The 22,308-nt window shown below is 41.5% G+C and carries 17 protein-coding genes and 1 pseudogene; 12 read left to right on the forward strand and 6 right to left on the reverse strand.

Translation table 11 applies throughout. From position 1 onward, the window contains the following. Positions 1-86 precede the first annotated feature (86 nt). Together NSQ99_RS03125 and NSQ99_RS03130 are read left to right on the forward strand one after the other, a co-directional pair. A complete protein-coding gene (locus NSQ99_RS03125) occupies positions 87-1,139 on the forward strand; it encodes a YeeE/YedE family protein (protein WP_251667016.1) in 1,053 nt (350 codons plus the stop codon). A gap of 20 nt (positions 1,140-1,159) precedes the next feature. Further along, entirely contained in the window at positions 1,160-1,384 is a 225-nt protein-coding gene (locus NSQ99_RS03130) for a sulfurtransferase TusA family protein (RefSeq protein WP_251667015.1), read from the forward strand. Between the two features lie 74 nt (positions 1,385-1,458). Here the strand turns inward: NSQ99_RS03130 and NSQ99_RS03135 are convergent, their stop codons facing one another. Continuing rightward, positions 1,459-2,034, reverse strand: coding sequence for a DUF421 domain-containing protein (locus NSQ99_RS03135; RefSeq protein WP_340834986.1), 576 nt, complete (start codon positions 2,032-2,034; stop codon positions 1,459-1,461). Between the two features lie 293 nt (positions 2,035-2,327). On the opposite strand from NSQ99_RS03135, the gene NSQ99_RS03140 reads away from it, so the two are divergent. After that, complete coding sequence (locus NSQ99_RS03140; protein WP_251667013.1) at positions 2,328-3,851, forward strand: methyl-accepting chemotaxis protein; 1,524 nt, start codon at positions 2,328-2,330, stop codon at positions 3,849-3,851. An 80-nt stretch (positions 3,852-3,931) separates the two neighbouring features. Here the strand turns inward: NSQ99_RS03140 and NSQ99_RS03145 are convergent, their stop codons facing one another. Beyond that, positions 3,932-5,344, reverse strand: coding sequence for a LysM peptidoglycan-binding domain-containing protein (locus NSQ99_RS03145; protein ID WP_340834989.1), 1,413 nt, complete (start codon positions 5,342-5,344; stop codon positions 3,932-3,934). Positions 5,345-5,656: 312 nt separating this feature from the next. On the opposite strand from NSQ99_RS03145, the gene NSQ99_RS03150 reads away from it, so the two are divergent. The 3 genes from NSQ99_RS03150 (at position 5,657) to NSQ99_RS03160 (ending at position 9,277) form a co-directional block, all read left to right on the forward strand. Further along, positions 5,657-7,021: an MFS transporter gene (locus tag NSQ99_RS03150; protein WP_251667011.1), complete on the forward strand. Its 1,365-nt coding sequence runs from the start codon at positions 5,657-5,659 to the stop codon at positions 7,019-7,021. A gap of 276 nt (positions 7,022-7,297) precedes the next feature. Further along, positions 7,298-7,849 carry a TetR/AcrR family transcriptional regulator gene (locus NSQ99_RS03155; protein WP_340834992.1) on the forward strand — a complete coding sequence of 184 codons (552 nt, stop codon included), beginning with the start codon at positions 7,298-7,300 and terminating at the stop codon, positions 7,847-7,849. A gap of 36 nt (positions 7,850-7,885) precedes the next feature. Continuing rightward, the gene (locus tag NSQ99_RS03160) at positions 7,886-9,277 is read left to right on the forward strand and encodes a DHA2 family efflux MFS transporter permease subunit (RefSeq protein WP_445670473.1); all 1,392 of its coding nucleotides are present in this window, start codon (positions 7,886-7,888) and stop codon (positions 9,275-9,277) included. Between the two features lie 66 nt (positions 9,278-9,343). Here the strand turns inward: NSQ99_RS03160 and NSQ99_RS03165 are convergent, their stop codons facing one another. Then, a complete protein-coding gene (locus tag NSQ99_RS03165) occupies positions 9,344-10,459 on the reverse strand; it encodes a GGDEF domain-containing protein (protein WP_340834996.1) in 1,116 nt (371 codons plus the stop codon). Positions 10,460-10,777: 318 nt separating this feature from the next. On the opposite strand from NSQ99_RS03165, the gene NSQ99_RS03170 reads away from it, so the two are divergent. Together NSQ99_RS03170 and NSQ99_RS03175 are read left to right on the forward strand one after the other, a co-directional pair. Further along, on the forward strand, positions 10,778-12,211 hold the full coding sequence (locus NSQ99_RS03170; RefSeq protein ID WP_340838718.1) for an MFS transporter: 1,434 nt from the start codon (positions 10,778-10,780) through the stop codon (positions 12,209-12,211). A gap of 76 nt (positions 12,212-12,287) precedes the next feature. Continuing rightward, positions 12,288-13,469: an amidohydrolase gene (locus NSQ99_RS03175; RefSeq protein WP_340834999.1), complete on the forward strand. Its 1,182-nt coding sequence runs from the start codon at positions 12,288-12,290 to the stop codon at positions 13,467-13,469. 214 nt (positions 13,470-13,683) lie between these two features. On the opposite strand, the pseudogene NSQ99_RS03180 reads toward NSQ99_RS03175, so the two are convergent. Continuing rightward, positions 13,684-15,234 (reverse strand): annotated as a pseudogene (locus NSQ99_RS03180) (IS1182 family transposase); the annotation flags it as partial. Positions 15,235-15,442: 208 nt separating this feature from the next. Between NSQ99_RS03180 and NSQ99_RS03185 the strand changes: the two are divergent. Continuing rightward, positions 15,443-17,131: a methyl-accepting chemotaxis protein gene (locus tag NSQ99_RS03185; protein WP_340835002.1), complete on the forward strand. Its 1,689-nt coding sequence runs from the start codon at positions 15,443-15,445 to the stop codon at positions 17,129-17,131. A gap of 102 nt (positions 17,132-17,233) precedes the next feature. Here NSQ99_RS03185 and NSQ99_RS03190 read toward each other — a convergent pair whose 3' ends face one another. Both NSQ99_RS03190 and NSQ99_RS03195 read right to left on the reverse strand, forming a co-directional pair. Further along, positions 17,234-18,133, reverse strand: coding sequence for an EamA family transporter (locus tag NSQ99_RS03190; RefSeq protein ID WP_340835003.1), 900 nt, complete (start codon positions 18,131-18,133; stop codon positions 17,234-17,236). Between the two features lie 624 nt (positions 18,134-18,757). After that, positions 18,758-20,590: a dihydroorotate dehydrogenase gene (locus tag NSQ99_RS03195; RefSeq protein ID WP_340835004.1), complete on the reverse strand. Its 1,833-nt coding sequence runs from the start codon at positions 20,588-20,590 to the stop codon at positions 18,758-18,760. Between the two features lie 154 nt (positions 20,591-20,744). Between NSQ99_RS03195 and NSQ99_RS03200 the strand changes: the two genes are divergently transcribed. The 3 genes from NSQ99_RS03200 (at position 20,745) to NSQ99_RS03210 (ending at position 22,272) form a co-directional block, all read left to right on the forward strand. After that, positions 20,745-20,945: a YwbE family protein gene (locus NSQ99_RS03200; protein WP_340835005.1), complete on the forward strand. Its 201-nt coding sequence runs from the start codon at positions 20,745-20,747 to the stop codon at positions 20,943-20,945. A gap of 120 nt (positions 20,946-21,065) precedes the next feature. Then, positions 21,066-21,365: a hypothetical protein gene (locus NSQ99_RS03205; RefSeq protein ID WP_340835006.1), complete on the forward strand. Its 300-nt coding sequence runs from the start codon at positions 21,066-21,068 to the stop codon at positions 21,363-21,365. Positions 21,366-21,495: 130 nt separating this feature from the next. Next, on the forward strand, positions 21,496-22,272 hold the full coding sequence (locus NSQ99_RS03210; RefSeq protein WP_251667001.1) for an AAC(3) family N-acetyltransferase: 777 nt from the start codon (positions 21,496-21,498) through the stop codon (positions 22,270-22,272). The last annotated feature ends 36 nt before the right edge of the window (positions 22,273-22,308 follow it).

Genomic DNA, 22,308 nt, shown 5'->3' on the forward strand with positions numbered 1-22,308 from the left:
TATTGCTAAATAAAGGTTCTTGAATATAGGTAGGATCGAATGTATTATATTCATATCGAAAAACTTGGTATTAAGGAGGACATGCTATGTTACTAACAGGCATCATATGTGGTGTACTACTTGGATTTGTAATGCAGCGCGGTCGCTTCTGCTTAACCGGTGGTTTCCGCGATATGTATATAGCGAAAGATAATCGTATGTTTTATGCACTCCTCATTGCCATTGCCGTGCAGAGCGTCGGCGTGTTTGCATTAATTGGTGCGGGTGTATTTGAATATTCAGCAGGTCAATTGCCAATCCTTGCAGTTGTGATTGGATCGTTTATTTTTGGTATTGGCATTATATTATCAGGTGGATGTGCAACAGGAACCTGGTATCGTGCAGGTGAAGGGCTAATAGGAAGCTGGATTGCATTAGCGATGTACATGCTCATGTCAGCTATTATGAGAACAGGTCCGTTAGGAAGCTTTACAACGGCAGCGCGTGAGCCGGTCATTGGCACAGATTCCATAGCGGATACATTTGGAATTAACGTGTGGTTTTTAGTTGTTCCATTCGTTGCTTTAGTGGCGTTTATTGTTTACCGTGAGCTGAAAAAGCCAAAGGTGAAAATTCCGCAATTAAAGCCTAAGAAAACGGGATTAGCGCATATATTATTCGAAAAACGTTGGAACCCGTTCGTTACAGCGGTTCTCATTGGTTTAATTGCAACAGCAGCTTGGCCGCTAAGTGCAGCGACTGGTCGTGTGTTCGGATTAGGTATTACGGCACCATCAGCGAACATTCTGCAGTTTCTAGTATCGGGCGACATTGATTTCATCAATTGGGGCGTATTTCTAGTGCTTGGTATATTCTTAGGATCATTTTTCGGTGCAAAAATGAGCGGCGAATTCCGCTTACGTGTGCCTGACACAAAAACATGCGTACGCAGCGCATCAGGCGGTTTACTGATGGGCTTTGGTGCAAGCTTAGCCGGTGGATGCTCCATTGGTAATGGCTTAGTTATGACAGCAATGATGACTTGGTCCGGCTGGATCGCATTAGTGTTTATGATTTTAGGTACGTGGACAGCATCATATTTTGTATTTGTTCGTCCTGCAAAACAACGCGCTGCAGCATCGACAGCTGTAACAGCATAATATAAAGGAGAGAGTGGAAGATGAAAAAGACATTAGAGGTATTAGGCATGGTATGCCCATTCCCATTAATCGAAGCAAAGGAAGCGATGAAAGACTTAAGTTCAGGCGATGAGCTTGAAGTACAATTCGATTGCACACAAGGTACAGAATCCATTCCTCGCTGGGCAGCTGAAGAAGGTCATGAAGTCGTTGAGTATGAGCAATTAGGCGAAGCTGCTTGGACGATTACCGTAAAGAAAAAATAAGTTAAAACTCACCCGTAGTCATGCGGGTGAGTTTTTTATATGTTCGCGTTTGTACATATCATAATTTATTTAGCTTATTGCAGCTTAGGGTCGATTGACGACGCATGCTGGTTTGATTTTACTTCCTGAAAAAGAGTGCTTTGATCTGGAGTGGATTCAAATTTCAAGCCGAGGATGCGTTCCAAATCTCCTATAGTAACAGGCTTGGCATGTCTCATTAATTCATATCCAATTTGACCATTAGGCTCCAGTGTAACGGTGCTAACATCACTAATGCTACTTACGCCATTCTGTCTAAGTCGCATTTCTAGTTGATCGACAGTCATACGCATGCTCCGAAGATTATGTTGATTGATTTGTCCGTTTTCAATAAGGACTTTTGAGCGTCCACTCATAAGCTTTTCGAACCAATCATATTTAAGTTGTAAATATTCAATGATAATAAGTGAAATGATGAACATTGTCGCTGAGCCTACGGCTATCCACATCGCATGATTAGCTATTGGTTGAACAATTGTAGTTCCAATCGAAATCATGATAACGGTTGTAGCTACGCTCATTTGGGAAATAGACTTTCTCCCAGCGAAACGTAAAAGAATCATTCCTGCAAATACTATAAAAATAGACTTCCATATCCAAGCTAGTTCCATAGGTATACACCCCTTTAATAAGACTACTTGAATATGGTGGGGAATACTTCCTTAAATTATTCATCAGGAGTGCATTCTAAATAGAAAATATGGGACTTAAAGCGCGCTTAAGAAAAATATGGATAATTATTAATTTATATGGTAGTATACCAGTATATTTTGTCAAAATATGAAGGACTAAAGTATGAATAAATAGTGATAAAGTAGTGAAAAAGTCATTTGTTCTAGATAAGAAATAAAAATGTAATGATCAAAACAATTTTTGGGATAACCATTAGGAGGATACATTAGAGGTGGAATATGTAAAGAACCGTATCATGCTTATATTATCAATGATCGTACTTATTGTTACATTGCTTGTCCACTATTTACATCGTGTCGCTAATGTTTCTGTGTATTGGATGGATGCGCATGGCAGTCACGAAGCTGTACAATTAAGCTTCATAACGAATATATTTTTGATCGTCCCGATCTTAATATTTTTGGCAACGGTTATCGTATACAAGATAGATAAAGAGCACAGAGCAATCCCTCTATTGAATACGCTTACTCTAACATTTAGTAGTATGTCTATGATTGCTGGTGGGGAAGGAATGGTGGAGTATCACTTTTCAATTTTTATGGTTGTCGCGATTCTAGGGTACTATGAACGAATCCAGCTGATTACCGTGATGTCATCTATATTTGCCGTCCAGCATGTGGCAGGTTACTTTGTATTAACGGAGTATGTCTTTGGGGCAACAAGCTACCCATTTTCGATGCTTGTGCTACACGCGCTATTTTTAATTGGAACATCAGGAGCCATCTCTTGGCAGATTGTTCACAAGAGAAAGCTTGCTGCCGTATTAAACGAAAAAGACAGAAAGCAGCAAATCATCTCTGGCATTATCGAGAAGCTTTCAACTAGCTCGGAAAAGCTAATCGATGCTTCTACTCAATTGAATAATAACTACCAAGCGAGCAAATTAGCGATTGAGGGCATGGTTTTGAATATTCAAGAAATCTCAAACAGTGCCATGACTCAAAAACGACAAACAGAAGAAAGTACGACGGCTATCGAGGAAATTGCTAAAGGGATTCAAGAAATTTCCGAAACATCGAGGTCCGTGTCTGAGGTTTCTGTACAATCGGCCGATGCTGCAAGCGAAGGCCATGTCATGATACAAAAAACAACGGAGCAAATGCAGTTAATCCATAATAAGGTGAGCGAGACCTCAGACATTAACAAACAGCTTGATGCCCGTTCTCGAGAAATAGGCGACATCGTTGATTTAATTACGCAAATCGCCTCTCAAACGAATCTACTCGCGCTGAACGCAGCCATTGAGGCAGCGAGAGCTGGTGAGCATGGAAAAGGCTTCGGTGTCGTTGCGGGTGAAGTAAGGAAGTTGGCAGAACAATCGGTTGTTTCAGCCAATAAAATTTCAGATATTATTCAGTCCATTCAGCAGGATACCAACTCATCAGTCGTTTCGATGGAACAGGTTATACAAGAAGTGAAGTCGGGACTCGAACTGGTAGTGGAAACAGGTGAACGCTTTGGAAGCATTCATGCATCGATCAATACCGTAGCGGATCAAATTCAAAAGGTATCCGCATCAGCTGGTGAGGTTTCGGCTTCAACAGAAGAAGTGGCAGCCTCCTTCCATGAGGTTGAAAGCTATGCAAAAGCCACCTCTTTTGTTACACAGGATGTCGCTACTGCATCTGAAGGTCAATTGACAACAATTACTGAATTATCTACGGTTATGACTACTCTTAATGCAATTACATTGGAGCTACAAGACCAGATTCAAAAAATTGAAGATTTAAAATAATATTAGGCGAATGATTTTATTGTTAACTAAAATCATTCGCCTTTTTTATGCTTTTCCAAAGCCGTTGCCATGCAGCTTTATTACATTAGCTTTTTAATATTAAAGTTGTCATTTAACAATACCCAGTTTTGCGGATAAGGATAGCCTAGCGCCCAGTAGCTTATTCCACGAAGATTATATCTCTTAGCGAGGTCGAATTTGGCCTGTGCACTGCGTGCATCCTCAAACCATACCTCATGAGTTCTTCCTTGCTCATCCACATAACGGAAAAACGGAGATTGAGCTAGCTCATTGTATTGGATCGTTGCCCCATATTGCACAGCTCTTCTTATCGCTTCCTGAGGGCTGAAGGTTTCCGCTTCTTGGCCTTGAACATGTGGCAGCAGCCAGTCACGAGCATAAATTTGAAAGCCTAGATAGATCTTTTCTGGCGGCATAGTTGTTAACGCATATTGTATAACCTTTTCCATCTCATTGATAGGAGAGATTGCTTGAGGAGGACCTTTTCGATAGCCCCATTCATATGTCATAAGCACTACGAAATCAGCAATTCGACCGTGCGCTTCATAATCATGTGCCGTATATAAAAGTCCACCTTGCTCGGCACTCGTTTTAGGTGCTAGAGCAGTCGACACTAGATAACCTTTAGGGTGAAGACGATCTACAGCTAATTGAAGAAATTGAGTATAGTTTTCACGATCCTCAGGTAATACATTCTCAAAATCGATATTTAGAGCACGATATCCTTTCTCATCCATCACTTGCACGATATTGTTTATTAATCGCTCTTGGAGAGCTGGATTTGACAAGACCACATTAGCTAAATTTGATCCAGCTTCGGTTGAGGTGAAGTTTGTAATAGCCAGCATAGGTACAACAGCTTGAGAGCTTGCGGCAGCAATCATTTCACTGTCATCGAAAGGCTGTAATGTTCCATCCTCCTTAATCATATAAGCGAAAGGGCTAAAATAAGTAAGCAATGATCCAATGGCATTGAGCGTATTCACTGCATCTTCACTGGATTGATACGTATAAGCGTTGACCTCAATCGTTGGCTTAGGTCTTGGAATATTCAGAGTCATTCCAGCGAAAATCATACCAGGATTCGTAATTTGATTCTCTAGTGCAAGGGCTTGAACCGTTGTGTTATAGCGCAGGGCAATGCTATACAATGATTCACCTGGTTGAATCGTATGAACGATTGGTGGAATTCGTAGATGAGTTCCTGGGTAGATCAGATTAGGATTCGTAAGTGGGTTGGCTTGCAGAAGCGATTGTAAGCTGATTCCATATTGTAAGGCAATCGACCACAAGCTTTCCCCAGATCTAACGATATGCGAAGTCGTTGATGTTGGAATGATCAAAGATTGTCCAACTAGTAATTGATCTGGATATTGTAATCCATTTAATTGTACAACTTCATTTATGTTAACTTGATAGCTGTTAGCTATGTTCCATAGCGTGTCACCAGCCTTGACTACATAGATAAGCAATCGGGACTCCCCCTAAGCGATAAGTTGTTGCTACATGTTATGCTAAAAAACCAAAAGTGTGTATATGCCTATTGCGTTGTAGGGAGTAGGTAGAATTGGTATGTATTGTGGTGCGTAATGATGGTTCAACGATTGTGGATATATACTGGAGCAATTTGGTTGATAAGTATGCAATTATAGTAGAAAAACGTGCAATTGTAGTGAAAAAGTATGATGGGCATTCGATGTATACTGTAAACACCACGCAAGCTAATAACGCTTACAAACTTAATGGCTAACTATACTGAAAACGGTTAAAAAGGGGAGAGCATCATGAGAAAGTTCGGAGTCAGAGACCAAGTTGGATATGCACTCGGAGATATCGGAGGCAGTTTCGTTAACATATTCATTAGTACCTTCTTTATTGTATTCTGTACCTATGTATTAGGTGTAAGCCCTTACTTTATGGGGACAATGTTCTTAGTTGGAAAAGTATTTGATGCGATCATCACTGCGATTATGGGTATTGTCACTGACCGCTTTAGAATTGGTAAAAGCGGAGATAAATTTTTACCTTGGATCAGCTTTTCTAAATGGCTACTAGCAGCATCTTGTATATTATCCTTTATTGACGTATCTAGCTGGCAGTCTACAGCTATTCACATTTGGGTAGTTGCTGTGTATTTGTTTTTCTGTGTCGCTTATACAGCAGATGCTATACCTTATGGTTCATTAGCGTCCGTCATTACGAATGATCCTGTTGAACGTACAAAGCTATCACGTGCCCGTTCCATCGGTGGGATGATTGTAAGCGTTGGCTTTTTATCGTTTGTGCCAATGTTCATCTACGACAAAGCTGGCAATATCGTGCCAGAGGCATTCTTCTATATCGCTATTTTATTCAGTATTTTATCGCTGCTGTGCTACACAGGGCTCGTAAAATTAACGACGGAGCGCATTCGTGATGAAAAGCCTGCTGGTGCTAAGTCTGAATATGATTTCAAGCAAGCATTCAAATTAGCATTCTCCAACAGACCATTGCTTGGGATGATGGTTGCCACACTCGGTTCGACTTTAATTATCGCTGGAGCTAATACGCTAGCTGCCTATGTGTTCGCTGAGTATTACAACATGCCAAGCGCATTTGCGATCAATTCATTCATTAGCATGGGAATTACTTTTGCATTATTTTTAGTCATTCCAAAGCTTGTCGCGAAATTTAATAAGCGCTATTTGATTATTGCTACATCTGCATTTAGTTTAGTTGCAACAGCTTTAATGACATTTGTTACGTTTGAAAATGTATATGTATTTGCTGCATTATACAATATCGCTACTTTTGGTTCATTCGTGTTCATTATGCTCGTATGGGCATTAGTAACAGACTGTATCGATTATACTGAGTATAAAACAGGTCAGAAAATTGAAGGAACGTTATACTCACTCTATTCCTTTGGTCGTAAAGTCGGAATGGGATTGGGCGCGGCAGTGGGGAGCTACTCCTTAGGCTGGGTTGGCTTTGTGTCAGGAGCGAAATCTCAAACCCAAGAGGTTGCTGAAGGGATATTGAAAATGTTCACTGCTCTACCGGTGTTCGCATTTGTGCTTATCCTTATCGGTGTCGGATTAATCTATAACTTAAATGCAAAGAAAACGAATGAAATGTATGCCGCATTAAAGAACAGCAGAGCATCATAGAAAGATAAGCAAGATAACAAGTATAAAGTCGTGTGATTCATATCGAATCATACGGCTTTTTTATTCATAAATTGCGCTAACAGTAAGGAGAGGTTACTACGGCTCCCTACTACTTCTCTTATTTGGTAAACGCATGACAAAATCGATATAATAAATCTACATTGCAGAGCTTACATAGTTTTTTACAAAAAAGTACAGAAAAAAATGCTTGTCTTTACGAGAAAAATTTTGCTATAGTAACTAACAGACTGGTTGGTCTGGTGAAAGGAAAATGGTATGGATACAAAAACTTATATTATTGAAACGGCTACGTCACTGTTTCAGAAAAAAGGATATATGACGGTTGGACTCACCGAATTGTTGCAGGCCTGCGATATATCAAAGGGTGCATTCTATCATCATTTTCCTTTAGGAAAAGAGCAGCTGCTAATCACATGCTTAGAAGCGTTAAATGATATGATTTCACAGGATATGCAAAGTATCTTTGACACTTACGACACAACCCGCGAAGCACTATTAGCAGTGCTTGATAAGCTCATTGATGCTTATGATACGGAGGGTACGATCGTTGGCTACACCTTTACAAGCATAGTGAGTGAGATGGGCTCGTTAAGCGAAAATGTACGTATAGCCTGTGAGCGTGTGTATGAGCGTATTGAGCAAATGATCGCTCATAAGCTTGAACAGGATGGGCTAGCCGCTGATGAGATTAGGCAGCGAGCGCTGCTAATAACCGCAACGATCGAAGGTGGTATTGTGCTTTCCTTAACGAAGAAGACGAGTAGGCCACTTCATATTATTTCACAGCAACTAGGTCAAATCATATAAACAGAATAGAGGTAACACATGCAAGCTCATACACAAGTGAAAAGTCCCAAATTAATGGCATTTGTTTTAATGTTTAGCTCATTTATCGGTTTGTTCGGTGAAACGGCGCTAAATATGGCATTAACGGATATTATGGATGACTTCTCGGTCTTCCCGAGCACGGCTCAGTGGTTAACAACTGCTTACCTGCTCGTATTAGCGATCCTCGTACCACTATCGTCTTACTTAGTACGTTGGTTTACGACACGTCAGCTTATCGTTAGTGCGTTAATCATATCTACGATTGGCTCATTAATGGGAGCACTATCACCTAACTTTACCGTTTTATTGTTAGGCCGTATGGTACAAGCCATCGGCACAGGAATCTTTCTTCCTTTGATGTTTAGTGTCGTTCTTTTAATTTTCCCAATTCAAAAGCGCGGTGCGGTTATGGGGATCGTTGGTCTTGTATTAACAGCAGGCCCTGCACTTGGTCCTTCGATTTCAGGTTTAATTATAAGCTCTTCGAGCTGGCACTATATTTTCTGGATTATGATCGTGCTTTATCTAGCAATCCTAGTCATTGGCTACTCTAAATTAGATAACGTATCCTCGATTACTAAGCCTAAAATTGATATTTTGTCCTTACTATGCTCTTCGATCGGATTTGGTGGTATCGTATATGCACTAGCGACAATGGCAGAGGTTTCAATTACAGAACCTAAAGTATGGGTACCATTGGTTGTAGGAATCATTGCATTGTTATTATTCGGGGTGCGACAATTGAAAATGGCTGAGCCAATGATTAATTTAACGGTATTTAAATTTCCAATGTTCTCATTAGGTATCATTATGATGTTTGCAACGATGTTTATCATCTTATCCGTTGCGATTCTTACACCACTTTATCTAAAGAGCGTACTGGCTTACACCGCAATCAGTGCTGGTCTTCTAATGCTGCCAGGTAACGTGCTGAATATCGTTATGTCACCTGTTGTAGGTACCAGCTTCGATAAGGTAGGGGCTAAGATATATACGAGAATCGGCTTTTTGCTCATTACGATTGCAGCAATCCTATTTATCTTAACGATCTCAGCAATAACACCAGTCTGGCAAATCGTTGGTTTACTATGTATTTTCTTTGTCGGTGTATCAATGACGATTATGCCTGCTCAGACGAATGCGATGAATGCACTGCCAGCTCATCTATATGCTGACGGTTCAGCTGCTTTGAACACCTTAACGCAAGTTGCGGGTGCTGCTGGTACTGCAGTAGCGATTACTGTATTTACAGCAGGACAGAAACAATATTTTGCAACAAATGGGGCTGAACAGCCGCTTGAAGCTTTAGCATATGGTGTCAACCATGCGTTTATCCCCGTGCTCATTGTTGCAATTGTCGGATTAGTGACCTCGCTATTTATTAAAAATAGTCGTTCTGCTCGTTAACGACACAAAAGAGCTGCCCTCTGGCAGCTCTTTTGTGTATCTATTAGATTAGCGCGTAATGTGTATTTAGCATTTAAGGCTTTGCTCTTGTATCATGCATCCATCACGGCCGGCAACCATCGTTTGGTTTCTTCCTGATTTTTTCGCGCGATATAGAGCCTCGTCGGCTTGATGGAATAGCTCTTCCTTACTCATTCCTGGAAGCAGCTTCTGTATCCCGATGCTGATCGTTACAGACTCTCCGCCTAGATGATCCAGCTTATGCTGAGCAATCGATTGCCGAAGCTGTTCAAGCTGCTCAATTACATGCTCAGTACGTTTATCGGTACATACGACAGCGAACTCCTCTCCACCGTACCTTGCTACAAAGTCACTTGGGTCCATTGCAAGACTTAATTGTCTAGCGACAAACTTGATGACAACGTCTCCTACAGCATGTCCATACGTATCGTTCACCCTTTTGAAATGATCAATATCTAAAATAGCGAGATGAGTCGGATCCGCATAGTTGTCAGGCGTTTCGATCACCTTTACGAGATGTTCGTGAAAGGAACGATGATTGTATAAACCAGTTGCAGAATCCACTCGGTTTAATTGCTCCATCAGTTCATTTTTTGTTTGAAGATCTTGCTTTTCTTGTGTGACCTTAATGAGTTGTTCGAATAGAGCAAAGGCATGCTTACGTAAGCTGTTAATAATTAAAGTGGTCGCTGATAGAAGTGCTAGCAGCATAATCAAATTACTGGAGCTGAGTCCAGCTCTAATGCCAGGTAATGTAAACAAAATAACAGCTACAGTCAGTAAAGATTGAACTAATGCAAATATAATTAAGCGCTTACTATAAAAGTAAAGGGATAGTAAAATTGGAATGATCAAGCTGTAAATGACAATAGGTAAATTATACAGTGAAAAAATAATGATACAGATAAACAGATTAATGCCAGTAATCAGTATATATTTTGAGAAGGGTTGCACTCTCCGAAACACCCACCCCATTGTAGCGTTTAATGCAATCATTTTTATTGCAGGCAAAGCAATGGCATTCCAAAAAAATAACGTTCGATCATAATCGGTAAAGGATAATTCGATGCTTGTACCGATTACATAAATGACAGTAATTGCCCAGCAGCTTCTTATAATATCTCTATACAGGCTTCGGGTATTCATATGTTGTAGATTCATAAAACCAGCCCACCTTCGTTGTCCGTTCTAGGAGAAGCTTTAATGTAGGGTCATAATAATTAATGCTCCATTCTAAGCTTGTAGGTTGTCTTTATTCTATCACGTAACGAACCATTTTGGTCTAGCTTATTGACGAGAATTAAACTGTTCGCCCGGGAGCATACTTTTTATTAAACACTGAAGATGAGATGAACAGCAAGTACAACATGATAAACAAACACAGCTTCGTCAACATCCCAATCTGTATTTGTTGCATCGTTACTTACTAAGTAGTCACACGATCAATGCAGTAAAACTTCGATGGAGGATGGACGAGTGATGGAGACAAGCACAACCTATAAAGGTACCAACAAATTAATAACGGGAATTGTATTCGGGGTAATCACCTTCTGGCTTTTCGCTCAGGCAATGGTCAATGTAGTTCCCGCTGTTCAGTCTGATCTAGGAATTACGTACGGAACACTAAATATTGCGATTAGTCTAACAGCGTTATTCTCTGGTCTATTTATCGTAGCGGCTGGTGGAATCGCAGATAAAATTGGACGTAAAAAAATTACGTATGTTGGATTAGTGTTAAGTGTAATTGGCTCGTTATGTCTTGTTTTTGCTCAAGGAGCGACCTTGTTAATCATTGGACGTGTCATTCAAGGTATCTCTGCTGCTTGTATTATGCCAGCAACGATTGCACTAATGAAGGCTTACTTTGAGGGGAAGGAACGACAGCGTGCCCTTAGCTACTGGTCTATTGGATCTTGGGGCGGTTCAGGCGTCTGCTCATTTGCCGGAGGTGCCATCGCTACGTATTTGGGCTGGAAATGGATATTTATATTTTCGATTGTATTTGCCTTGCTTGCTATGTGGCTCATTAAAGACACGCCAGAGAGTAAAGTCGAAGGAAACGGAGCCTTCAAATTCGATTACAGTGGCTTAGCTATATTTGCCGTCACAATGATTGCCTTAAACGTAGTCATTACGTTCGGTTCAGATCTCGGTTGGACAAGTCCAATTACGATAATTTTAGCCATTGTGACAATTGTAGGAGCGATTGTTTTCTTCCGAGTCGAAAAAGGAAAAAAGATTGCGCTTATTGACTTCAACCTATTCAAAAACAAGCCTTATGCTGGTGCAACCTATTCCAACTTTTTGTTAAATGCGATCGCTGGTACACTCGTTGTTGCGAATACGTATGTTCAAGTAGGCAGAGGCTTTACTGCTTTTCAGTCGGGAATGCTATCGATTGGCTACTTGGTTGTTGTCCGTGCTATGATCCGTGTAGGGGAGAAGATCCTACAAAGAGTTGGGGCGAAAGCACCTATGGTATGGGGGACCATTATTACGACGGTCGGTGTTGGGCTAATGGGGTTAACCTTCCTGCCTGGTTTCTCTTACACTATTGCCGTATTCGTTGGCTTTGTTCTGTTTGGTCTTGGGCTCGGCATCTATGCAACACCGTCTACAGACACCTCTGTCTCCAATGCACCATCGAATAAGGTCGGAGAGGCTGCAGGGGTTTACAAGATGGCGAGCTCACTAGGCAGTGCAATCGGTGTAGCCATTTCAGCTACGGTGTATAGCTCAGTGGCCGCGGCAGGAAGTGTTGAGATGGCTGCATCTGTAGGAATCATTGTCAACGTAGTGTTTGGAATTTTGTCACTAATTTCGATTATGATTATGGTACCTCATGATGCCGGCAAACCAGCTGAAGCTAGCGCTAGAAGAACATTTCGAATGCCAAAAAAGGCAACAAATTAGCACTAATATAAGGCTGCTGCAAGATGTGCCTAGGAAAGAACCGCTTGGTGTTTCGTCATAAAGGAGATAGAAGAACATGAAGAATGAATTAATGAGCATGCTAGAAGCGCGCAAGGATGAGATGACATCGATTCGCCGACATTTGCATGAAAATCCGGAGGTCTCATTCAAGGAAGAAAAAACGGCGCAGTATATCGCTGACTTTTATAAAGGAAAAGCTGTTGAGATTCATACGAATGTTGGTAATGGCTACGGAATTGTCGTAACGATAAAGGGTGGAAAGCCGGGGAAAACGATAGGCCTACGCGCAGATTTTGATGCGCTCCCTATTCAAGAGGAAGCAGATGTATCATTCAAATCAAAGAACGAGGGTGTCATGCATGCATGTGGTCATGATGGACACACCGCGTATCTATTAGTATTGGCGGATTGCTTAATTCAACTAAAGGATGCTATTTCAGGCACAATTAAAATCATTCACCAGCATGCAGAAGAGGTTCCGCCTGGAGGAGCGAAAAGCATTGTCGAGTCAGGCTTAATTGATGATTTGGACGCTGTTTTTGGCATCCATTTACTGCCGATGGGTCCAGCAGGAACGGTTGGATATCATGCAGGTTATTCCTTCAACGGACGGGCATACATGAAGCTTATTGTACAAGGAAGAGGAGGTCATGGATCCTCCCCTCATCTGGCGAATGATGCCATCGTCGCTGCCTCGCACTTTGTTGTTGCAGCACAAACGATTATAAGCCGCAGGTTAAACCCCTTCGATATTGGTGTTATAACGATCGGATCCTTTGACGGCAAAGGGACATTCAACGTAATCAAGGATAGTGTAGAGCTTGAAGGCGATATTCGATATATGACGAACGAAACGAAGGAGATCATTGCGAAGGAAGTTCGGCGGATCGCCAAAGGAATCGAAGAGCAGTTCGATGTTACCTGTGAACTGACCTATACACCTGATTATCCACCTCTATATAATGATCCGGAGCTTACAGCTAAGGTAGCAGAGAGCTTGCGAAGCATGAATGATCAAGATATAAAAGAAGTTAAAGAATTTCCGGCCTTATCTCCTTCGGAGGACTTTGCTTACTACGCTGAAAAGTTTCCAGCCTGCTTCTTTTACATTGCATGCTCCCCTAAAGGGGTGGACAAGCCTTATTTCAACCATCACCCAAAATTCGATATTGATGAGGATGCACTGCTTGTAGCAGCTAAAGCAGTAGGTCAGGTGGTATGTGATTACTACAAGTGAAGTTAATTCCTGAATATGACATTTTCTTTCATTGACCTCAGCATTACCGTCAGTTTATACTTGTTGTGTTTATGTTCAGATACCTGTGAGCAGCAATACTTGAGGCTGGGACAAAACTAGCTTCTCATAAACGCAAAAGGATGAAATCGATTCAGATTTCATCCTTTTGCGTATTTACTTGTTATTTCGAGGTGAAAACTTACGTCCTCACCGCATATTTTCGTAAGTTTACAGCCATTAATGCTAAACCGATGTCATGTTCAGCTTTAGATTTCCCTCGAAGCATAAAGCGAGTGAAACCTAAATTAGCCTTCAAGAAGGCAAAAACTGGCTCTACGTCAATTTTTCGTTGGCGGTAGAGCTTGTTTGTTTTGTCTTCTGAAAGCTTCTCTCTCACATAGGCTTTTTGCTGCTCCCATGTTTCATTGATCATGAGCGTACGATTCGCTTCTTGCGCCTTGGTGCAGGTAGAACGGAATGGACAACCGGTACAATCCTCGCACTCATACAACTTGAATTGACGTGTAAAGCCCGATCGATCTCTTCGTGTCACCTTGCGTTGAAACCATAGTTTCTTTTCATTCGGGCATAGATAGACATCTTGCTCTGCATCGTACTCCCAGTTACTCGTTTGGAAAGGGTCTGTCTTGAATCTTCTTTTTTGCTCGTTCAAGTAATGAGCATACGTGAGCAGAGGTGTACGGTTGATCTTCGTTAAAATATGATCATAATTTTGTTCACTGCCATAGCCTGCATCCGCAACAATATGTTGAGGTAATTCAAAGTATTCTTCTTCAATGGTATGTAGGAATGGAATCAACGTTTTTGTATCGGTTGGGTTAGGGAAAATGCCATAGGCCAACGTGTATTGCCCTTCGGTTGCAATTTGGACGTTGTAACCAGGCTTGAGTTGTCCGTTTTTCATGTAGTCGTCTTTCATACGCATGAAGGTGGCATCATGATCTGTTTTAGAATAGCTGTTGCGTGCACCTAAAATGTCTAGATCCTTTTCATATTTTTGTTTGCGTCCAATCCATTCTCGAACCTGCTTGACCATTTGCTTAGGTGTTTTGCGTTGACGGCGTAGCTGCTTACGCTCAGCGACGTCCTCTGTATGAGCAATAGCTTGTGTATAGTCCTCTACAACTTCCTCGAGTTTTTCTGCGATTTCATGCAGTTGTTCATTGGAAAGCTGCCCATCCTGTTCACTTGCTATTTCAGGAATAATTTTGTTGTTTAGCAATTCGTTGTAGAGCTGATTCGATTGTTCAATGAGTCTACGGTGATGCTTTTCGATGGCTTTTTTCCAGACGAATGTAAACTTATTCGCATTGGCTTCGATCTTTGTACCGTCAATAAAAATAGCCTCCTGATCAATGAGCCTTTCTTCAACTAATTGACAACGAAACTGAATAAAACATTGACGGATAAGAGTTTTCATTTCAGGATGAATACGAAAACGATTAATGGTGCGGTAGCTAGGCTCATATCCTTGGGCTAACCACATCATACGAATGCTGTCCTTCGTTAATGCTTCGATTTTTCGACCTGAAAAAGCAGACTGAGTATAGCCGCATAAAATAAGTTTGAGCATCATACGTGGATGATAAGCTGGACAACCTGAATGACGAAGAAATGAAGCAAAGGCTTCATCTGGAATAGTTTCTACAAGATGATGGATATGAAACGCAATGTCGTTTTCTTGTAATTTAACTTCTAAATCTAGAGGCAAAACTAATTGATTCATGTTATAATCTTTAAACATAAGGAACACCTTTCCTGTTGGATTTGTTTTGTGGTGATTCAATTTTAACAGATGGTGTTCTTTTTGTATTTAAAAAAATTAAAGCCGTTGAAATTTTACTCGTCGTAAAATTTCAACGGCTTTCTTTGTTTGTTAGGGCTGGGTTTTGTCCCAGCCTCATTACTTTTTTACAGCAAGAATTACATAAAATTGAAGGAAGGTAAATGAAATGAAATGGATACGTTTGAAAAGCTTGCGATCAAAAATGCTGCTTAGCTTTTCAATAATTATTGTTTTGGTTGTTATTTTTGGCATTTATACGTTTTCGGTCATTGTAAAAAGTAACGAGGAAGCTGAAAATATATTAGAAAAAGAATTGCCGCTATTAATGGCGAATGAAGGTATGCAACTTACTATTGCAACGCGAATATCTACAGCTCGCGCTTACTTATTATATGGTGGAGACTATCGCGAACGATTTGACAGCTATACGGAAGAGGGAAAAGGCTACGAGGAAATCGCTAGAGGAATTGGTGTTTCTGAAGAGTTCAACAAGCTAATTGAACAGACGGTTGCGTGGCAAACCTACGTTACAGAGCATGTATTTAATGAGTATGAAAAAGGGAATGTGGAGTTAGCTCGAAAAAATCTAGCAGATAAAGATCCGATGATTCGCCAGCTTATAGGAGGCTATCAAGAGCTTGCAACGGAAAAGAGAGCTTCCATTATGGAAATTCAGCGTACGATTGTGGAGAATGGTCAGAAAACAGCCGTTGTTGCGGTAACCTTCACAACGCTAGTTATCTTTCTAAGTATAGCAATTGCAATCGTTAGCTCAAGACTTATTACAACGCCTATCATTAAAGTTATGCATCGTATGAAGCTGATAGCTAGTGGCGATTTAACGCAGAAAGCACTTAGTACAACATCTAACGATGAAGTAGGACAGCTTGTAGATGCAACGAATCAGATGAGCAGTAGTCTACATCATCTATTAAGCGAAATAAACAGTGTATCTGGTTCGATAACATCCCAAAGTGAAGAGTTAACACAATCGGCAGCTGACATTAGTTTAGGTTCTGAACAAATTGCCAGTACGATGCAAGAGCTGGCCGTTGGCACAGAATCACAAGCCTCCAATGCAAGCCAATTAGCATCCGTTGCGGGTACATACGCAACAAGGATTCAAGAAGTGAATACAAGCAGCGGCCGTATGGAGCAATCTTCTAATGAAGTGCTTGAGATGACTCGCAAGGGAGGTCAGTACATGGAGACCTCTAGCAAGCAGATGAAAAAAATAAACCGAATTGTACGAGATGCCGTTCAGAAGGTGCAGGGCTTAGATAAAAATTCACAGGAGATTTCTGGCATAGTATCAGTTATACATGATATCGCTAGCCAAACGAACCTGCTTGCCTTGAATGCAGCAATAGAGGTTGCAAGAGCAGGCGAGCATGGAAGAGGCTTTGCTATCGTTGCTGATGAGGTAAGAAAGCTGTCAGAGCAGGTATCTGCTTCAATAGAGGACATTACAACAATCGTTCAAAGTATAAAGGATGAGTCTAGTATCGTGACGGGATCACTAAAAGATGGCTATAAGGAAGTTATGCAAGGAACGATACAAATTCAATCTACGCAAGAAACGTTTTATGAGATAAGCTCAGCTGTAACCGGAATGACAGACAGTATTCGAGCTACCTCAGAGAGTCTATCACTTATCGCTGCAAAAAGTGAAACTATGAATGAATCGATCTCAGAAATTGCAGCTATCTCTGAGGAATCGGCTGCTGGGGTTGAACAAACAAGTTCATCATCTCAGCAAATTAGCAGCTCTATTGATGAAGTCGCTAATCGTTCAGCTCAGCTTGCTAAGCTGGCAGACCAGCTGGATGAGTTAGTTAATCAGTTCAAGCTTTAATAGGTGCAGTGAACATAGCAATAAAAAATGCAGACCCATCGGTATGATGTGGTCTGCATTTTTATAGTCTTTTGCTACACTCTAGCAAAATGTGTATTTAGCTTACCTATGCTGCCTTCTCTTGTAGAGTATATTCGAGCCCAGCTCATTCCATACAATTGCGGCAAGTATAACGGCTGTACCGATCCACTGAAGCGGGGTTACCGTTTCAGATAGGATGATGCTGGCCGACAATATGGCGATCGGCAGCTCGATCGACGTTAATATGTTCGCGATTCCTCCTGGCACGAGAGGAGCACCAATAGCAAAGCATAGTGGAGGCAGTACAGCACCAAACAATGAAACGCCAAGCGCAGTCGTCAATAAATCTCCCTCAAGAGGAAAGATAAAAGGAATGTCACGCATAAAGAGAATAAGCACTAATATGAGTGAGCCGCTAACCATAAAGGAGCTACGTGTCCACGCATCCACCGTAACGGCAACCTTTCCACTGAAAAATATAAAGCCTGCATACGTCATCGCTGACAAGATCCCGAATACAAACCCTCTAATCGGTAGATTCTGAACATCTCCGTTCAATATATTCGATGCAAGAAATACCCCGATTAATATAAAGAATATCGACAATATCGTAACTGGCGATGGTTTAATTTTACTAAACACCCATTCTAATAGGATACCAATCCACACAAACTGGAACATTAATATAATCGATACGGAAGCGGGTAAATATTGCATGGAGCCATAATAAAATATACTGGTTAACCCAATAAAGCATCCAGTCATCATCATTTGCAGAATGCTCTTAAACGTCAGCCCTTGAAAGCTAGATCGTTTAATGAGCGTGATGGACCATAGAATACATGCGGAAATAATCATCTGAACAATATTAATTTGACCAAGGGAGTAGCCATAGCTAAACCCTAATTTAGCAAAGATCGGTGTAAAACCGAAAAATGAAGCGCCAATTAGTATGAAAACTATACCTTTGTTGAACCTCAAGATAAACCCTCCTGCTGCTGAAACTAGCTGTCATATTACTCGAATCCAATTAGCATTATTCTACTAATAATTTCGCATTTAATAAAGGAATGGTCTTTGGTAAATCGATTACTGCGACTTGACAGCTGAAGCGCCTTGACCATTCAATAATTTCATGATATAATAAATTTTTACTGTTATATATATCCTTTCAAGTTTTAGTAGTGCTTAGCATACATAAAACGGGATATTAATATGAAAATTGATGAATTTAATATGTGAATATGCGGCTGTGGAACATATCAACTACTTGTATATGAGATAAACGTAAATTTGAATATGACAATATAAGCTTATCAAATAATAGATTTTTATGTTAATGAGGTTTATTGAATATCACGACCAATAAACTAGGGAATACGGATGTATCTAACAGATCAAGGCAGAATGGAATTGTTGAATCTTTTTTAGGTGAAGGATACGCTCTCACTTGAGAGATGAATGAACAATTTGCCGTAGTACAGATCTGTAAGTGGAGCCACTATAGAGTGGTGACTGTTTCGAGAGGTAGGGCGAAACCGAAGGACTTCTTTGCCTTAACAATTGCAAAGCCATAACCATGTGTTGCCATGGTTATGGCTTTTTTTATTTTCCTTTTAAGTGGGGATAGGTAAGCAGCAAGCCAAGCGCATAGAGTACGATTAAAAAGTACACAGGCAGCAGATGTATAAATGTAGTATAGCCGATATAGAAGTGTGTACCGATTCCCGCGATAAATGCAGGCAATGCACCAACAGCAAGCGTATTCCATACCCAGCGTTCTCCTTGTCTGAAGCCCCATAGGGAAAGCATAAGGACAAGCATACCTACACTAACTAAGGCACTCCCAAACCCTGCTCGATCATGTGCGATCACGGGTATAAGCTTACTGTTTATACTGTCCAGCATCTCAGGGGACATACAGAGGTAGCTAATGTCGGTAGATACAAATACACGGGAGACGCCTATCGTAGAGATAACGATGCCTCCGATTAAAATAGCAAAGCCGAGCATAACGAACATAAGCTGGCCATAATTGGCAAGCTGCCACGCTCGATCATTGTGTCCATGCTTAGAACAAGGTACAGCAAGTGCTGTCTTTCCTTCTTTATAGCTTGCATAGTAAAACGGCAATAAAATAAGCCATAACAGACCGTGGAGCCAATCAAAGTATCCGTAGCCTATAAATAATAGAATACCTAAAAAACCGATGATTGCGGCGCTATGAAAGGCTATCCTCGCCCAGTGCATGCCACGCCTCAGCCCGTGTCGTGCCAGCTGAATGTACAATATGCCACCAGAGATCATCGTTCCGGCAAGTGCCATCCTATCGTGAGACATAAAGGATAGAATACGCGGATTGAGTTGCAGAAGATCAGCTCTTGTTAGTCCTATAAATGCTTCATCGTAAGGAAGAATAATGCTTGTAAATGCAAAATATAAGGCGATCATTCCCCCGATGAGGATAGATAAGCCGAAAAGCAGTGACCAATGCCAGCCTGCTTGCTTCGTGGAGGAGGTTACATTAGCCTCATCGTACATAAGTCTTTCGTGGATTCGCTTCGGTAAGCCAGGTCCTGCATGCACATAGCCTTCGGTTAGCATAATAAGGTCTGCACCAGCTGCAATGAGCCCATAGGCATCATCTGGTGTTGCTACACCACCTGAGGTTATAATGATCAGCTCAGGGTGTTCGGTTTTAAGTTTTTTAATCGTTGTTATGAAGTACTCCAGAGTGTGCTTCGCCTCTTGCCACGAGTGCTCTAACCTCTGCTTAGGCGGTTGTAATACGACTCCTGCCACATTTCTTTGCGTAGTTAGCTGAATAAGCTCAGGAGCAATAGCTTCTTCCGCGGAGCATGCTAGTAAGACTGGGCATGCAGGCAGCTCGACATTACTGAATTCAGAGAGCTGTTGACTGGATATAATAAAAGCATCGACATAGGGTGTTAGATGCTGAGTAATCGTGAGATATTCTGTACGTGTTATATGAGGATCGATGCTTGCGATAATTGGAATATGAGATGGGAGCGCCGTCAGCTTGTTCAGGGCGTGCTTAAGCTGAAGCTTTTCTTGCTGCTGTGCATATGCGACATGGTTGTTATGCATGGTGGGAGCATTCTGCAACTGCGGCTCACGCAATACGATCGGTCCTATCTCTACAAAGCCAAAGCCAAGCTCTTGAAACGCGGCTAAACCTGATAAGTGAGGATCTATGAGACTGCTGCTTAAACCGATCGGTGAAGGGAACGTTATATTAAGTAGTTGTTTGTTCATTGGTTCAGGCGGCGACATATGGCCTAAAAAGCGAATCAGTGAGCGGCCGCCAGGAATGGTAGCTATTTGTCCCATTGCTCGAAGCAAAACATCTCGGCTAGTTTTGGCAGGAATATAATCTAATACTCCCTTTTTCAAGGGATGATATGACCAGTCTGGCATGACAACACCTCGCTTTTATGAAACCAAATGAACATGCTTGCAAAGTGCGGATAGCGTTAAGCTTTCCATTGATTGCTATACTCTTTATGATGTTACAATGAAAGAGTACGCCAAGCAACTATAATGAAGCTTTTAATAGGAGACATGAAAACATATGACAGCAGACGGTAAATTAAGAAGTAATGTTCGCCCTGGCATGGACGTTGATATTGTGTTAAAGAAGGATCAACGAACAGGGGCGTTAACGCGTGGTATAGTAAAGGATATTTTGACAAATTCACCGAGTCATCCACATGGCATTAAAGTGAGGCTGGAGGACGGTCAAGTAGGTAGAGTACAAGCAATTAGAAGCTAAGGAAGGAGCAAGACAATGCTAGCTCATGATCGTCCACGAACAGAGGTATAGAATGAAGGGCAACGTCCCTATACTAATGCAAAGTACACTTCATAGGGACAATGGAGGAGTCGATCAACCATGAATGAAAGAATGAGTCAATTAGAGCAGCGTTTGACAGAGCAGCATCATAAGGATCTGTTCCTGCAGACGAAGCATACCTTAAGTGCACTCGACGAATTAGCAGAAGAACATCGAAAATTCACCTCGATACAAGCCATTAGTGGAGTTAAAATCATTGGTAGTGAGGAAGCATTGTTCTACAATACGATTCAGGAAGCTAAGGAGCAAATTGTTATTACGCTCGAAAAAACGCTAAGTGACCTAGAGCATAAAGGTGATAAAAACTATACACAAATTTTTGAGGATGGCGTTGAATAATTATGGCGTTGTATACTTGCGCAAGTATACAGCGCCATTTTTATTAGAAAAGAGGCCTATAGCTTGAAACTGGCTTATAATAGGTATAGCGCGATGGAAAGAAACGAGTAGCGCGAGAGGAGAGAGTAATATGCATACGAAAGAGACTTTAATGAAGCAGCTAGAGAACCTAGGCATTGATCGCCAAGGAACATTGTTCATTCACTCGTCTATGAAAAGCATCGGTCCAGTGGAAGGCGGCGCGGACACCGTGCTTGATGTGTTTTCGGATTACATGAAGGACGGACTGCTGGCTTTACCGACTCATACATGGTCATATATTAATAAGGATAATCCTAAGTTCTACGTCGAAAGCTCGCCTTCATGCGTCGGAATTTTGCCTGAAATTTTCCGTAAGCGACCTGGTGTCGTCCGGTCATGGCATCCTACCCATTCTGTTGCTGCTTTGGGACGAGATGCGGCAGAGTTTACGAAGGATGATCATTTATTCGATACCCCTTGTGCTAGAGGCTCCGCTTGGGGGAAGCTGCTTGATCGCAAGGCAACCATTCTATTAGTTGGAGTAGACCTGAAGCGCAACACCTTTATTCATGGCGTAGAGGAGTGGGTGGACATCCCGGGCAGAATGACGGATGGTCACGAGGCTCTTGTCACCGTGTTACCTGATGGAACAGAAATATCCGTCCCATCCCGCAGACATTGCGGCTTGTCTTGGTCTGAGCATTTCTGGAAAGTGGATGAAGTCCTTCAAGATAAAGGTGTCATGTTTATCGGGAAGCTCGGCGATGCAGAGGTTAGAGTGTGCGATGCAGAGGGCATTGCGAACGTGATCACGGAGATGCTTCAGGACAATCCTGACTTGTTCTCAGATAATCTTCCGTTAGATCAATCGGCACATAAAGTATGATTTAACGGAATCAAACCGATTATAGTATAATGATTA

The sequence above is a fragment of the Paenibacillus sp. FSL W7-1287 genome, from assembly GCF_038004245.1.
Classification (GTDB): Bacteria; Bacillota; Bacilli; order Paenibacillales; family Paenibacillaceae; genus Pristimantibacillus; species Pristimantibacillus camelliae.